This is a genomic window from Humibacillus xanthopallidus (genome assembly GCF_006717145.1).
GTDB classification, from domain to species: Bacteria; Actinomycetota; Actinomycetes; order Actinomycetales; family Dermatophilaceae; genus Humibacillus; species Humibacillus xanthopallidus.
In genome coordinates, this window is sequence record NZ_VFQF01000001.1 from 1,830,671 (window position 1) to 1,845,414 (window position 14,744).

Genomic DNA, 14,744 nt, shown 5'->3' on the forward strand with positions numbered 1-14,744 from the left:
GATGAGATGGTGCGGTCAGCTGGTTCGGTGCGGCTGCTGGCCTCGGGGGCCAGGATCACCGCCCCTGTCATCGAGTAGAGCTCAAGGAGCGGCTCGCCCTGGCGCGAGCGCCAGCGGACGAAGCGGACCGTGGGCGGGCGGCTCCCGAGGAACCTCGGGGTTCCCGCAGCTGCCGAAAGGCCCGCGCCGACGCCGGGTGCGCTACAGGACCAAGAGCCCGCTGGCCAGGTCCCTCTTGATGGCCCATTGGCGATCGCCCGGAACAGCGGCAGGGAAGCCACCGTGCCGGAACACCAGGTTCAGGTACGCCACGAACGGCATCGCCACCTCCCCGACGAACACGCCCTCGGCGGTCCCGTCCGGAAGGCGGACGCCGTAGGGGTCATCGCCGCTCACATTGGCTTTGTGCAGCCGGTCCGGGGCCACCGGGAGGACGAATCCGTCGGCGTCCTCGTTCTCGCCGCTCCATTCCTGCCAGGCCTGGTACTCGCCCTCGAAGTGGTCACGGATCGACACGTCCGGGTACCGGGCGCCCTCGAGCTCGATCACCAAAGGATCGGCGTCCTGGGACTCCGGCCAGCTCGGGTGCGTGCCCACGAGCCACACGTCTCCCACGATCCGAAGCCAGGACGACACGGCCATCGGCACCGGGCCGAACCGGTCTTGGAGCCAGGCGTCAAGAGCCGGAGCCTCAGCTGACGGGAGGTGGTGTGGCGTCACGGGCTTGCGCGCGTCGTCGTTGGTGTGGAAGACGTAGCCCTGCGACCGCAGCCGCCCCACCAGGACCTCGATGTTGTGCCGAGCCCGAGCGGCCATCTCGTCGCAGACCGCTTGGGCCTCAGTGGCCAGGTCTTCCGTGCGCACGCTGTCGCCGCACTGCCGCAGCTCGTGCCACACCTGTTCCCGCTGTCCGCGGCGATACCGCTCCAGCCACCCCTTCGCTGCCATACATCGATCCTGTCGCAGTTGCGCCCTGAGGGCGCGCACAGGCGCTTCGATCAGCACAAGGCGAATACCGCACGTGTCGCTGGTCGCGCGTCGCGGACTGCGTGACTTCGCCGCGTGCCGACCGCTCTGGCCGGGTCTACCTGGGAGAAGCGCCAAACGCTCGGCGAGGTGGAGCCACTACGCAGTCGGAGTCAGACGCGCGACCGCAATCTTGCGGCCCGACTTCGCCTCGTAGGGGGCGAAGGACGGGTAGGTCGCGACAATGACGTCCTTCCACGCGGCTTCAGACTCGGCCCCTGCCAGCACCTCGACCGACACCGCCTTTCGCTCGCGACCGACCTCGACGGTCGCGGTCGCGGTCGCACGCAGATTGCGGACCCACTGCGGCTCCGTCGGCTGGCCCCCGGCGGTCGCTGCGAGGTAGTAGGCGCCGTCGCGCTCGACGTACGCCACCGGCACCGTGTGCGCCACGCCGGACTTGCGGCCCGCCACGGTGAGCAGCAGCACGCGGCTGCCGCCCTTGGCCCTGCCACCGACCTTCCCGCCGGTGCGCCGGTACATCCACGCGGCCGCAGCGTTGCCGGCCTTCCACAACCGCTGTGCCATCGACGCCATGTCATCCTCGCTCGCTCCGGCGGAGGTCCTACACAACGAGTCAACCACGGTGCGTGCCCCACGGCTCATGTGTCAGACGATGATTCGCCGATCACGGTGCGTCAAACCGCCGCCTATCGCCCACCGTTCGGTCGGCGTCACAGCGCCGCGAAGCGGCAGTGACGCTCCTATGCTTCGTCAAGCAGCTGCGGAGCCATTTTCAAGCAGACGGTAGAGGTCGCGCGCGACGTAGCGGGCGAGGCAGCGTTTGATCTCTCGGCTGGTCTTGCCTTCGGCAGTGCGGCGGGCGGCGTAGTCGCGAGTGGCTGGCTGGTACTGGATCCGGCTCTGGACCACAGTGTGCAGCGCGTTGTTGAGCTGGCGGTCGCCATACCGGTTGAGCCGATAGCGGGTGGTGACTTGACCACTGTTCGCCGGGATGGGTGCCACGCCGGCGAGCATCGCGAACGCCGCCTCGGAGTGGATACGGCCGGGGTGGGACCAGGCACATAACACCGTCGCAGCCACGATCGGTCCGACGCCGAACTGTTCGAGCAGGTCAGGACGCCAGCTGCGGATGATGGCCACGAGCGCCTTCTGCAGCTCCCGCGCCTCCTTCAGCATCGCGTGCGCGCGGCGAGCCAAGGTCCGCAACGCCACCACGGTGCTGATCGTCTCCGTGTCCCAGGAGGCGTGCACGCGCAGGTTCGCGGCGGTGTTGAGCATCGCGGCAAGCTTCTGGCCGCGGAACCTGGCCCGGATCGGTTCGGGTGCTGCGATGACCAGGCTGAAGACCTGCTGCTGTGCCTCGGTGGAGGCATTGACCGCGGAGCGGCGAGCAGCCAATAGCACTGACAGTGCTTGGCGTTCACCCCCAGTGCGGGGTGTTCCCAACCGCGGTCGAGCCATCGCTTCACGCGCAGCGCGGATCGCGTCGAGCGGATCCGACTTCGCGCCGTTGCGGCGCGCAGCTCGCTTCGGACGATCCAACTCGAGGACGAGCTCCGAGCCCTGCAGCAGGTGACGACTCAGACCGGCGCCATGACCGCCGGTCCCCTCGATCGCCCACGCCCGCAACGTCGCGTGGTTGTTGGCGAACTCCACCAGCTCGGTATAGCCCTCGGTTGTCGCCTCGACGGTGATCTCCTCGAGGACACCACCGGTCGCAGCATCGACCACGGCCAGACCACCGCATCGGAGTGGGTGTGGACGTGGGTGTCGACGCCGATGACGAGATCGACCACCTCGCGCAGATCGGTCAGACTGTGCATGCGTTCTCTCCTTCGCCGGACGGGACGTGGTTCCGGTCCGGGACGGAGGCTCGGCAGGACTGTGATGAGACACGCCAGGCGCTGCTAACGCCAGACGGTCAAGCTCCTGATCAGGCCAGCTCCTCCAACCGGGCCGGGGGCCGGCGACCACGAGCGGACAGGTCACAACAAGGCACGAAGCCAGTCCTTTCCGGGGGTCACACTCGCGGTCACCAACCACAGCCCAGCGCCATCAGGCTGCAAAAGCGATCCTCACAGTCCTTCCGCCGCCCGCGGACGCGACAAGTGCTGCGGATCTAGCGTCGATGCATTCCACGTGACCGGACGCGTTCTCGGCGCGAGGGGTCTGGTCCGACAGGCAGACGCTCCTGGGGTGACCCCATGTCCGCTCCAACGACGCTTCTACCGTTCCACCTCGCCACGATGACCAGCGCCCGGCTTGCCGCGGTCTGGTACCTGGCCCGCTACTGCCGTCGCACCCACGCCCTCGACGGTTCCAGCTGCGGGTGCGAGTTGGGTCTGGGCTGACACCGTGACGAATCCGAGGGATCATCGAGAGGGCATCGGCGAGGCGGCGTATGGATTCGGTGATGGAGCTCGAGATCGGGCCGGCGAGCGAGGCCGGTCGGTTCACCGTGCGGGTGCTCCGCTCGGTCGGCGCCGGGGAGCCCACCACGTCGTGCGCGCTCGATGTGGGGCGGCTGCTCGCGCAGCGGCACGGACTGGAGGACAGCGTTCTCGCCTCGTCGATCGCGGCTCGTCGTGTCACGCCGCCGCACGAGTCGTCGCTGGAGGCGGTCGGCACCCTGCTCTTCGACTCTGTCTTCGTCGGGCCGGTGCGCGAGGCGTACCGGACAAGTGTCGCCGTCGCGGACGACCGTGGTGAGGGGGTGCGCCTGCTGCTTCGGCTCGCAGCGCCTGGGCTCGCCGCGCTGCCCTGGGAGGCCCTCTACGACCGTGAGGAGCGCAACTACCTGTGTCGCAAGGAGCCGCTGCTGCGGCAGATCGGTACGACGCCCTCCGCGCCAACTCTGCCCCTCGAGCCACCACTGCGGGTGCTCGCACTCATCGCATCGCCGAGCACGCTGCCCTCGCTGGACGTTGCCGGCGAACGGGCACGTGTGGAAGAAGCCCTGGGCGAGCAGATCGATACCGGATGGATCCACCTCGAGTGGCTGCTCGATGCAAGCTGGCAGCGTCTGCACCAGAAGCTGCTCGACGAGACGTGGCACGTGCTGCACTTCATCGGGCACGGCGCGTACGACCACACGCGTGACGAGGGCGTGCTCGCGTTCGTCGGACCCGACGGGCGGGCCGATCTTGTCAACGCGAGCAGCCTGGCCGATCTGCTGCACGAGGCCAGACAGCGGCCGCGGCTGGTCGTGCTAAACGCGTGCCTCACGGCGGCCGAGAGCGCGGACGACCTCTTCTCGGGTACGGCGGCAGCGTTGGTACGCAGCGGGATCCACGCTGTCGCTGCGATGCAGTTCGCCATCAGTGACAAGGCGGCCATCGCCTTCGCGCGCGGCTTCTACATGTCGCTCGCGCACGGTCGCGCCATCGACGAGGCAATGCGCAGCGGGAGGATCGGCATCCTCGGTGTCACCCGAGACACGCTCGAGTGGGTGACACCGGTTCTCAGTGTGCGCGGCGCCGACACACGACTCTTCGATCTCAAGCCCGACGCCGTGCCCGTCCCTCCAACGGGAAGCTCCGTGTCGCAGACGGCTGAGCCGGACCCGCCGACCATCAAGCGCGCTGCTCCGGCTGGACCACGGGATGCGGGCCGCGCCCGGCAAGCGTGGCCGCGGCGGCGGCGGGTCTACGGCGGGGCGGCTGCGCTGGCCCTCGCGGCCGCCGGGATCGCGGGCACCCTGCTGGTCCTGGACCGCGTCAACTCGCCCAGCGACACCGGGGGTCCAACAGGCGGCCAGATCACGGCGGCAGGCCCGTGGCGGATCCAGATCACCGACGAGAACAACAAAGGCTGCACCGTCACCGTGACCGACAATGACACCGGCAATCCGCGCGTATTCAAGAATGTCTGGGCGACCAAGACGTTCCAGATGCCCACCGCAGGCACGTTCCGGTGGGAAGCCAGCGACCCGGGCTGCCGGGTGGTCAAGCTCTCCGGATCCGGTGACGCCGTGCTCCCATTCACCCAGGCAGCCAACACGGGTGACACCGATGTCTTCACGGCACCGACGCCTCCCGGCACCGTGCTTGTGCACGTCGACACGTTCAACGGCTACGCCCAATGCAAATTCGAACTCCGTGATGCCGCGGACGCACGCCCTGTAGCCTCCGGCACGTTGCTCAAAGGCACCAGCCCGCTGCGCCTCGAGCCGAGCGGACGCTCCCACGTCTACCTCGCCGACGTCGTGGGATGCGACATCCGGGTATCCGCTGACCCCTAGAGACTTCCAACCGATCAGGACCCTGACGGAGCCGCCCAAGACGGATGGGCCCCACAGCCGGTGCGAGTGTGGCGCCCGCCCAGGGATCCACCTGGCTCGGATGGGGGCACAACGCCTGAGGCCGGTGTCGTGGTTGGTGCAGCTGCGAGCCACGTCCTTCCGCCGGCTGCCGCGCGCGGGCTCAGGCCAGTCAGCTCGCCGGCGTGTCCCAGGAACACGAGAGGGTTGTCGGTGTCCCAGACATGGCATCCGAACCCGAGCAGAATTGGATCCGCAGGAGACACGGAAGGGGCCGGCCGGCTCGACGATCCTCGACACTCGAAGGAGTCCCGATGCGTGCAGTGCGATTCCACCAGTACGGCGGCCCGGAGGTCCTGACCCTTGAGGACGCCTCGGAGCCTCATGCCGCCCCGGGGCAGGTCCGCATCCGGGTCGCGGCGAGCAGTGTGAACCCGGTCGACTGGAAGATCCGTGAGGGCTACTTGCACGAGATGATGCCGCTCACCTTCCCGGCGATCCCGGGCACCGATGCCGCCGGGGTCGTCGACGAGGTCGGCGAGGGCGTCATCGACGTGACGGTCGGTGACGCCGTGTTCGGTCTCGCGCAGGGCGGCGCCGCAGAGTCGGCCGTGCTGACGGCGTGGGCTCGCGTGCCGTCGGTCTGGACGATGGAGCAGGCCGCCGCCGCCGGCCTGGCCTCCTCGACCGCGATCGCGGGCCTGGACGCCCTCGGTGACGCGTCCGGCAAGACCATCCTCATCGAGGGCGCCTCGGGCGGTGTCGGCTCGGCGGCTGTCGAGATCGCGACCGCCCGTGGGGCCTCCGTGATCGGGACCGCGAGCGAGGTCAACCACGAGTTCCTGCGCTCGCTGGGCGCCACGCCCGTGACCTACGGTCCCGGTCTGGCCGACCGAGTCGCGGCGGTCGCGCCAGGCGGGGTCGACGCCGCCCTCGACCTCGCCGGCTCGGGATCGCTGGCCGAGCTCGTCGCGATCGTCGGAGACCCCTCCAAGGTCGCGTCGGCGGCAGACTTCAGTGCCCCCGCCCTCGGCGTCACCATGGTCGCGGGGAATGCGGACGCCGCGGCGAGCCTGACCGCCGCGGCCGAGCTCGGCGCGGCCGGCTCCTACACCCCACGCATCCAGGCCACCTACCCGCTCGAGCAGCTCGCCGAGGCGCAGTCCCACGTCCAGAACGGGCACACCCAAGGCAAGGTCGTCATCACCGTCTGACCCACCGACGGCACCGACAGGAGCCAGCCGTAGCGCCGTCGGGCGAGCGACAGTCGCCAATCGCGTCTCTGCGCCGCGAATTCGGGGCTAAGAGCCGACTGCGCCACCCCAGACGAGCCAGTCTCGAGTTCTACGCTGAATAGGTGCTCAACTTGGACAGCATCGACGTCGAGGAGATCGCCACCGCGCTGGCGGACCAGACGGACTACGACCATCGCTGGCTGATTGATCCGCGCACGGGCGAGGTCGTGTTGTGGACCAGCGACACCGGCATCGACGGTGAGAACCCGGTCGAGATCGACGAGCTGGACCTGACTCTCATCGATCCCCTGCCGTCCTACGTGTGGTACCAGGACATGGTCGACTTCGCCGAGGGCATCAGCGACGGGGCTGCTGGTCGACGCTTGAGCGCGTCGTTGCAGGGGAAGGGAGCGTTCCGGCGGTTCAGGAACGAGGTGTACGGCCACCATGCCGAGCTGATCTCGGTCTGGCAGGCGATGCGTGATGTCAGGACCCGGGTTCGGGCTGTCCAGTGGCTGGTGGACGAGGGACTCGTCGACGAGGAGGCCGGCCAGCGGTTCATCAGCGACAACCCGGAGCCCGACCTCCCCTGAGTGCCACTGCACGCAGATGCGGCTACGAGCCCCGGCTGCCCCGTGGCCACCGTCAGTCGCTTCGCCGCCTATCGCCAGCCCGTGCCCTTCGCGACCTGTTGAGCACGCGTCTCGGGGTTCGGCAGTCCGAGTGCTCACACCGTCCTACGGTGGGGAAATGGCACGCATGACCCCCGCCGAGGCGACCGCCGTCAACAATGTCATCAGCTACATCGTCGCCAAGGACCCCACGCCCCCAGCGGAACTGGTCCGCTCGCTCTACATCCTTGCCAGTCGTGCCCACAACCGGCTTCAGGGAGGATGGCACGAAGACGCGGTCAGGCGTCAGTGGCCGTACGCCTTCGCGGATGGAGCACCGGTCGCTGCAGCGAGTCCGACGGACGCGCCGACACCAAGCGGTCCGGTGAACCCGGCGTAGACGTTCCCCTCGCGTGCGTCCTTCCGCCCCTGTATAGCAATCGCGCGGTAGGGCGGCGGAGAGGGTCGGTCCCACCCTCGACGGATGTCTCCGCGGGTCAGCGGAAGACTCTCAGGCGGGGAACACGCCGCTGGAGAGGTACCGGTCGCCGCGGTCACAGACCACGAAGACGATCGTCGCCTCCTCGACCTCCCCGGCCACCTGCAGGGCGGTCCAGCAAGCACCGCCCGCGGAAACACCTCCGAAGATGCCTTCTTGGCGGGCCAGCTGGCGGGCCGTCTCCTCGGCGTCGGTCTGGGCGACCTCCACGGTCCGGTCCACCGCCGAGGGGTCGAAGATCTTCGGCACGTACTCCGGTGGCCAGGCGCGGATCCCGGGGATCTTCGAGCCCTCCGCGGGTTGTGCCCCGACGATCTGGACACCGGGGTTGCGCGATTTCAGGAACCGCGAGACCCCGGTGATCGTGCCTGTGGTGCCCATCGCGGACACGAAGTGGGTGATCCGTCCGTCGGTCTGGCGCCATAGCTCCGGGCCCGTCCCTTCCTCGTGGGCACGGGGGTTGTCCGGGTTGCCGAACTGGTCCAGGACCCGGCCGCGGCCCTCCCGCTCCATCCGCGCGACGACGTCGCGGGCCTCTTCCATGCCGCCGCTCGCCGGGGTGAGGACCAGGTCGGCGCCGTACGCCTTCATCGTCTGGATCCGCTCAGTGGAGGCGTCCTCGGGCATCACAATGACCAGTGTGTAGCCGCTGATCGCGGCCGCCATCGCCAGGCCGATCCCGGTGTTGCCGGACGTGGCTTCCAGCAGGGTGTCGCCGGGGGAGATCTCGCCTCGCTCCTCGGCGCCGCGGATCATGCTGATCGCGGGCCGGTCCTTCACCGAGCCGGCCGGGTTGTTGCCCTCGAGCTTGGCGAGCAGCAGGTTTCCTCGGCGTTCGTTCTCCAGCCCCGGAAGGCGCTGCAGACGCACCAGCGGGGTGTCGCCGATGACGTCCTCCATCGTCGAGTACGCCGGGGGCTTGCTCACGACCTGGAGCCTACGGCAGCGGTCGCCGGATAACCGCAGCCGACTGCTCGACCTCGAAGAGACGGGACACGACGGACGGCGCCCCGACGTCAAAGCTGCAGGTCACGTGGGCTTCGGGGGTGCTGACGAGCAGCGACAGAAGGACCGCGCCCAGACTCACTGGGTTCGCGTTTCGAGTCCCTGGTGGCGCACTCTTCATGCAGGTCAGAGCCCGGCCCTCGGGGGCCGGGCTCTCCTTGTGTCCGGTGAAGGCCCGTCTTGGGTCGGGCTCCAGACCGGAGGGTGAACGGTCCAACGCAGCGACTGCCTCGCCGCCCCGCACCCGGCCCATGTCGGCGTCCCTCGTGACCGATCGACCGGCGTGCCGAGCCCGTCGGCGATGCGGCAAGCGGAAATCCCCGCGCTGTCGAAGCCCGTGGGCCGCGGGTGAAACGTTGCGGATCGACAGGACCATCCACTGCCGCACGCCACTTCAACCGGCGGACAGAACCCTTGACCTCAGAGTGATATGCGCCATATGGTCTCCAGATCTTATCAATGAATCGTTTCATTCACACCGTTGTGGAGGATCGCATGGTCATCGGCCCCATCCCGCAGGACCCGCACGTAGGCTCATCCTTCTCCCGGCGCAGGTTCATCACCATGGGGGCCCTGCTGACCGCGGGCGCTGCCCTTCCGTGGACCGCAGCCACGGCGTCCGCAGCGCCGGGAGCCCCCGATGCCGCAGAGGCGGCGGGCTTTGCCCGCGCCTTCAGCAAGCCCCCCACCTCCTACGGAGCACGCTTCCGCTGGTGGTGGCCGTGCGGCAACGTCGACCCCGCCGAGGTCGCCAAGGAGGTCGACGCCGCAGCCGACGCCGGCTTCGCCGGGCTCGAGATCGCGGACGTGCACCACAGCATCCCGAAGGGACGACTCGACCCCGAAGCCCACGGCTGGGGCACCGCCCCCTGGGTCGCGGCCGTCACCGCGGCGCTGCGACAGGCGCAGCGTCGCGGCATCACGATCGACCTGACGATCGGCCCCTCGTGGCCCGCCGCCGTGCCGACCGTCACCCCCGACGACATCGCGGCCTCGAGCGAGCTCGCCCACGGGCTGGCCGCGGTCGCTGCCGGTGCGACCTACGACGACGTCGTTCCTGCTCCCGTCGTTCCTGCAGCGAAGGGCGCGACCTCGGCCCAGCTCATCGGCGTGCACGCCGCCAAGGTCATCGCGCCCCCGCCCCGCGCCGGCCAGCCCTCCACGATCGAGCAGGCCTCCGTCGTCGACCTCACCGCCTCGGTGCACGACGGGCGCCTCACCTGGACCGCGCCCCCGACCGGGTCCTGGGTGATCCTCAGCTACTGGCAGAGGGGGTCGGGGCAGGAGCCCGAGGCCGGTCCGCACACCTCACCCACGGCATACGTCGTCGACCACTTCAGTGCAGCGGGCACGACGGCGGTCACGGACTTCTGGGAGCAGCGGATCCTCACGCCCGAGCTGCGCCGCCTCCTCGCCTCGGCTGGGAACACGCTCTTCGAGGACTCCCTCGAGATCGAGACGACCGCCACCCTGTGGACCCCCGGCCTGCTCGACGTGTTCCGCTCACGCATGGGCTACGACCTCTACCCATGGCTGCCGGTCATCATCGAGCAGAAGGAGAAGTACCTCTACGTCTTCGCCGGCGACACGACGAACAAGGTCCGTGACGACGTCGCCCAGTGCCTCAGCGACCTCTACGCCGAGCACCACCTGCTCCCGCTGCGTGCATGGGCTCACGACCTGGGGCTCGAGCTGCGCGTCCAGGGATACGGCCTCGAGACCGACTCCATCTACGAAGCGGCTCTGTTCGACCAGCCGGAGAGCGAGTCACTCGGGTTCAAGAACCTCGACGACTACCGTGCGCTGAGCGGCGGCCGAGACATGGGCGGCCGGTCGATCCTGTCGTGCGAGGCCGCCGCCTATGCCAACGGCGCCTACAACACGACGTGGAACAAGGCGCTCCAGACGCTCGGCAGCATCTACGCAGGCGGCGTCAACCAGGCTGTCCTGCATGGCTTTTCGTATGCCGATGCCCCGGGCGCCGCATGGCCGGGATTCGCCGCGTTCTCTCCCTACTACAACAACGCCGTCGGCTACGGCGAGGCGTGGGGCCCTCGCCAGCCGATGTGGCGGCACGTCACCGACGTCGCCGACCACCTGCGACGCACCCAGTTCGCCCTCCGTGCCGGCGTGAACCGGGCCGACCTGGCGTGGTACCGCCAGAAGGGCTGGACTGCCACCGGCATCGGGGTCGGTTGGGGAACCAACGTCGCCATCGGCCTCGGCTGGACCTACGGCTTCATCACTGCGCCCCTCCTCGGGCTCGACTCGGCGCAGGTCCGTGGCGGGCGGCTGGCGCCGGACGGACCGGCCTACAAGGCGATCATCATCGAGGGCGACAGGTTCCGAGGGAACGTCAGCTCGCTGCAGGTCCAGGGCGCGACCGAGCTCCTGCGACTGGCTCGAGCAGGTCTGCCGATCGTCTTCGTCGGCGACTGGAGCGCCGCCCTGGCGACCGGCCTCCCCCAGGGCGACGAGGACGCCCGGGTGCGCGACCTCGTCGCGCAGCTGCGTGCGCTTCCGGTCGTCCGCACGGTGGGCATCGCTGACGACATCCCGAAGGCACTTGCCGAGCTGGGCGTCGAGCGGGCCGTCGAGCACGAGCAGTCGACCCTCATGCACGTCCAGCGGTTCGTCGCAGACACGGGTGCGCAGAGCCCGGACCGCCGCAAGGGCATCGACGTGTTCTACCTCGCCAACGCCCGGCATGCGGAGAACCGCAAGATCGTCCGCGTCGAGCAGGACGTGTGGCTGACCGCGTCCAGCTCGGGCATGGTCCCGTACGGGTTCGACACGTTCACCGGCGAGGTCGAGCCGATCGCGATCTACGAGGTCGACGGGCAACGCATCCGGATCCGCGTGGCTCTGGGCCCCGCGGAGGGCATGGTCGTGGCCCTCGCGCCACCCAAGCTGCTCGGCGGGCCGACGCTCGCCGCACCGGCGCTCGGCACGGATGCCGCCACCATCTCCTACGTCGACGGCAAGCTCGCTGCCCGCGCCACCACCGGCGGCACGTACACCACGGTGCTGGCTGATGGCCGGGCACGCCGCACGACGGTCCCTGCCGTGCCCGCGCCCGTGCCGCTGGCGCAGTGGGAGCTCTCCCTCGAGGACTGGCAGCCGGGTTCGTCCGCGACCGAGACCATCGTCACCACACGCACCACTGTGTTCGACGGCCTCAAGCCCTGGACGAGCGTGCCCGGGCTCGAGGACGTGTCCGGCGTCGGGCACTACACGGCGGTGGTCGAGCTCGCTGACTCGTGGAACGGAGTCGGCGCCTACCTCGACCTCGGGGCGGTGTTCGACACCTTCCGAGTGCGGGTCAACGGGAGCGACGTCCCGACCCGGTCGGTGCTCTCGACGCGCGTCGATCTCGGGACAGCGCTGAATTCCGGCCGCAACGTCATCGAGGTGGAGGCCCCGTCCACCCTCTTCAACCGCCTCCGGACGGTGAACCCGACGGTGTTCGGGTCGAGCAGCCGCCAGGCGTACGGGCTCGTCGGACCCGTGACCATCACGCCGTACCGGGACGTCCTCGTCTGATCACGTCGCTTCGCGCCACCACCTGGAGAAGGCGGAACGGCGGCTCGGACCGTGAGGTCCGAGCCGCCGTCTGGTTTCCCCGAGAAGAGGTGTGTCTCAGCAGAACGACTTGGCGGTCGCGTTCTTGGCCTGTCCCCCACCGAGGGCCTGGACGAGCTGCCCGACGTTGTCGAACCCGGCCACCCCGCCGCTGTTGACGGTCTTGTGCACCTGGCCGAAGCACGCGGCGTCAGCGGGCGCGGCACTGGCGGTGCCCGCGAAGCCGAGCATGCCGAGGGCTGCGATGGACACCGTGGCGAGAATGCGCTTCATGTGACATCCCTTCTCTTGGTGGGTGCGGGTTCACCCATCGCCACTTCTTCCGTGCGAAGGAGGCGTTTGGATGCACGCGGATCACTTTTCTTTTTCGGGCCCTCGGACGCGTCCGCTGCGGACGGCTTCGGCGCCCTCGAGCGCCGCCCCTTCGGTATGCCGTCCGCCTCCTGTGCCGGACGGCATACCTCCTCGTCGGGCTCGGTCACGGGGTGGGCCCGCGGCCGCCGCGGCGACCGCCTCGATACCACCGACGATGGTGTCGAGCCCGAGCCGGTAGTAGGCCTCCCCACCCACCGAGGCGGCGAGCGGCACGGAGGCCGCGCGCACGTTGGGGAAGTCGCTCGGCTCCAGGCTGCCGAGCGACGCCTGCAGCGCTTGTCGGGCGGAGGCCGACGTGGCTGCGTCGGCAGGGGGCTGCGGTTCGTACTCCACGAGGCCCACGACGCCCTGCACCGACTGCTGGACCACCATCACGGACACTGTCGGATCCAGCCCCGCCAACCGGAGGCAGTCGAGCATGCTCTCCAGAGCGGTCAGGAAGTTCGGCAGGGGCACGACGCGCTCGATGACCAGCCGGCCCATCCACGGGTGTGCGTGCAGCAGCTCGACCAGGGCGACGAGCACTCCGCGATAGCGGTCCTGCCAGCCGCCGCCGGCGGCGTCGGTGAACTCTGCGTCGCGGATGACCTGCTCAGCCATGGCCCCCACGAGTGCGTCCTTGTCGGAGAAGTGCCAATACAGCGCCATGGGAGTGACGCCGAGCTCCCGCGCGAGCCGGCGCATGGACACTGCCGACTGCCCCTCGGCATCTGCGAGAGCCACCGCAACCGCCACGATCCGAGCCGGTGACAGGGGCGAGCGAGATGCGGCGTCTGAGGTCGAAACTCGCTTCACACCTCCGACTATACGGCGTATGGTCAGAAGGAATCCTATACGCCGTACATGTCATGAGAGGGGGTTGTGATGGTCGGCTACGTGGCGACCGTCGTCATCGTCACCGCGGGCATGCTGCTGTCGATCGCCCCGCTGGCTCGGTCTGGCGCCTGGGGCACGGCGAGCTGGCTCCTCAGCGCACTCGTCAACGAGTCTCCGTCGCTCGGGTTCGTCTACCTGTGCCTCGCCACCACGCCGGCGCTGTTCTCGGACGAGCCTCCCGGGCCGGAGGTGGTCGCGTGGTTCCTGCTCGGATGTGCCAGCTTCCTCGGCGCGCCGGTGCTCCTCTCCAGGAGCTTTCGTGCTCGCGATGTCCTGGACAGGGCCCTGGGCGAGGCCTTGGGCGACGGCCCCGGCGGTAGTCTCGGCGATGGCCATCTCCAGCCTGGCCACGGCGCTCCTGCTCTGCCGTCGACCTGGCGCCGGCGGCCGCCCTGGTTGAGGATCGCCGTGCTCCCGGTGCCCGTCCTCCCCCGCGGGGTGCGCGTCAGGCGGAGGTTGCGATACGGGCCCTCTCACCGTCAGCGACTCGATCTCTACCGCGCCAGCGGCAGTGGCACCAGCACCGGGAGACCGATCCTCATCCACCTGCACGGCGGCGGATTTCGGACCGGCCGCAAGAGCGTGTACGCCCGGCCCCTGCTGCACGCGTTCGCCCGACACGGCTGGGTGTGCGTCAGCGCCAGCTACCGACTCCGCCCCGCGCGTTACCCGGACATCCTCTCCGACGTCAAGCGCGTCATCGTGTGGTCGAAGGAGCACGCAGCCGACATCGGCGCAGACCCGCAGCGCATCGTTCTTGCCGGCAGCTCTGCCGGGGCTCACCTCGCCCTCACCGCCGCCCTCACGGCAGACCTGCCGGCCTTCCAGCCCGGCTTCGAGAGCAACGACACCGGGGTCGCCGCAGCGGTGGGGTTGTACGGCTACTACGGAGGCGTGGACAGCGACGGGCCGCCGTCGCGGCCGGCCGACTACGCCCACCCGGCAGCGCCGCCGGTGATGATCGTCCATGGCGACCAGGACACCCTGCTACCTCCGCGGGCGGCTGCGCATCTTGCGGACACCCTCCGGGCCACGCCTCGCAACCCGGTGGTCTACGCCCAGCTCCCCGGTGCGCAGCACACCTTCGACCTGCTCCACTCCCTCCGGTTCGAGCTCGTCATCGACGCCCTCTGGACCTTCTGCACACGCGTGACCCGCTGACGTATGCCGTCCGGCGGACTCAGCGGGACGGCATACGTGCTCGTCGGGCTCACCGGACTCGTCGGGCTCACCGGACTCAGCGGACTCAGCGGACTCAGCGGACTCAGCGGACTCAGCGGGACGACATACCGGCTCGTCGGCGGGACGTCACG

Annotated in this window: 13 protein-coding genes; 7 read left to right on the top strand and 6 right to left on the bottom strand. The window is 69.4% G+C overall.

Annotation, left to right across the window (positions count from 1 at the left end):
• Positions 1-201 precede the first annotated feature (201 nt).
• The 3 genes from FHX52_RS08135 to FHX52_RS08145 all read right to left on the bottom strand — a co-directional run bounded on the left by FHX52_RS08135 (position 202) and on the right by FHX52_RS08145 (position 2,721).
• Positions 202-948 carry a hypothetical protein gene (locus FHX52_RS08135; protein WP_141821428.1) on the bottom strand — a complete coding sequence of 249 codons (747 nt, stop codon included), beginning with the start codon at positions 946-948 and terminating at the stop codon, positions 202-204.
• A 177-nt stretch (positions 949-1,125) separates the two neighbouring features.
• Complete coding sequence (locus tag FHX52_RS08140) at positions 1,126-1,563, bottom strand: nitroreductase/quinone reductase family protein (protein WP_185747120.1); 438 nt, start codon at positions 1,561-1,563, stop codon at positions 1,126-1,128.
• A 177-nt stretch (positions 1,564-1,740) separates the two neighbouring features.
• Positions 1,741-2,721 carry a transposase gene (locus tag FHX52_RS08145; protein WP_221630519.1) on the bottom strand — a complete coding sequence of 327 codons (981 nt, stop codon included), beginning with the start codon at positions 2,719-2,721 and terminating at the stop codon, positions 1,741-1,743.
• 473 nt (positions 2,722-3,194) lie between these two features.
• On the opposite strand from FHX52_RS08145, the gene FHX52_RS23790 reads away from it, so the two are divergent.
• The 5 genes from FHX52_RS23790 (at position 3,195) to FHX52_RS08165 (ending at position 7,494) form a co-directional block, all read left to right on the top strand.
• On the top strand, positions 3,195-3,341 hold the full coding sequence (locus tag FHX52_RS23790) for a hypothetical protein (RefSeq protein ID WP_185747121.1): 147 nt from the start codon (positions 3,195-3,197) through the stop codon (positions 3,339-3,341).
• A gap of 62 nt (positions 3,342-3,403) precedes the next feature.
• A complete protein-coding gene (locus tag FHX52_RS08150; RefSeq protein WP_185747122.1) occupies positions 3,404-5,230 on the top strand; it encodes a CHAT domain-containing protein in 1,827 nt (608 codons plus the stop codon).
• A 332-nt stretch (positions 5,231-5,562) separates the two neighbouring features.
• A complete protein-coding gene (locus FHX52_RS08155) occupies positions 5,563-6,462 on the top strand; it encodes an NADP-dependent oxidoreductase (RefSeq protein WP_141821431.1) in 900 nt (299 codons plus the stop codon).
• Positions 6,463-6,605: 143 nt separating this feature from the next.
• Complete coding sequence (locus FHX52_RS08160; RefSeq protein ID WP_141821432.1) at positions 6,606-7,076, top strand: UPF0158 family protein; 471 nt, start codon at positions 6,606-6,608, stop codon at positions 7,074-7,076.
• A 157-nt stretch (positions 7,077-7,233) separates the two neighbouring features.
• Complete coding sequence (locus tag FHX52_RS08165; protein WP_141821433.1) at positions 7,234-7,494, top strand: hypothetical protein; 261 nt, start codon at positions 7,234-7,236, stop codon at positions 7,492-7,494.
• Between the two features lie 111 nt (positions 7,495-7,605).
• Here FHX52_RS08165 and cysM read toward each other — a convergent pair whose 3' ends face one another.
• Entirely contained in the window at positions 7,606-8,493 is an 888-nt protein-coding gene (gene cysM / locus FHX52_RS08170) for a cysteine synthase CysM (protein WP_141821434.1), read from the bottom strand.
• A 600-nt stretch (positions 8,494-9,093) separates the two neighbouring features.
• On the opposite strand from cysM, the gene FHX52_RS08175 reads away from it, so the two are divergent.
• A complete protein-coding gene (locus tag FHX52_RS08175; protein ID WP_221630521.1) occupies positions 9,094-12,141 on the top strand; it encodes a glycosyl hydrolase in 3,048 nt (1,015 codons plus the stop codon).
• A 96-nt stretch (positions 12,142-12,237) separates the two neighbouring features.
• Here FHX52_RS08175 and FHX52_RS08180 read toward each other — a convergent pair whose 3' ends face one another.
• Both FHX52_RS08180 and FHX52_RS08185 read right to left on the bottom strand, forming a co-directional pair.
• Positions 12,238-12,453, bottom strand: a complete 216-nt coding sequence (locus tag FHX52_RS08180; protein WP_141821435.1) for a hypothetical protein — start codon at positions 12,451-12,453, stop codon at positions 12,238-12,240.
• Positions 12,454-12,534: 81 nt separating this feature from the next.
• Complete coding sequence (locus FHX52_RS08185; RefSeq protein WP_342777908.1) at positions 12,535-13,350, bottom strand: TetR/AcrR family transcriptional regulator; 816 nt, start codon at positions 13,348-13,350, stop codon at positions 12,535-12,537.
• 69 nt (positions 13,351-13,419) lie between these two features.
• Here FHX52_RS08185 and FHX52_RS08190 point away from each other — a divergent pair, with 69 nt between their 5' ends.
• Positions 13,420-14,592 carry an alpha/beta hydrolase gene (locus tag FHX52_RS08190; protein ID WP_141821437.1) on the top strand — a complete coding sequence of 391 codons (1,173 nt, stop codon included), beginning with the start codon at positions 13,420-13,422 and terminating at the stop codon, positions 14,590-14,592.
• Positions 14,593-14,744: the final 152 nt, after the last annotated feature.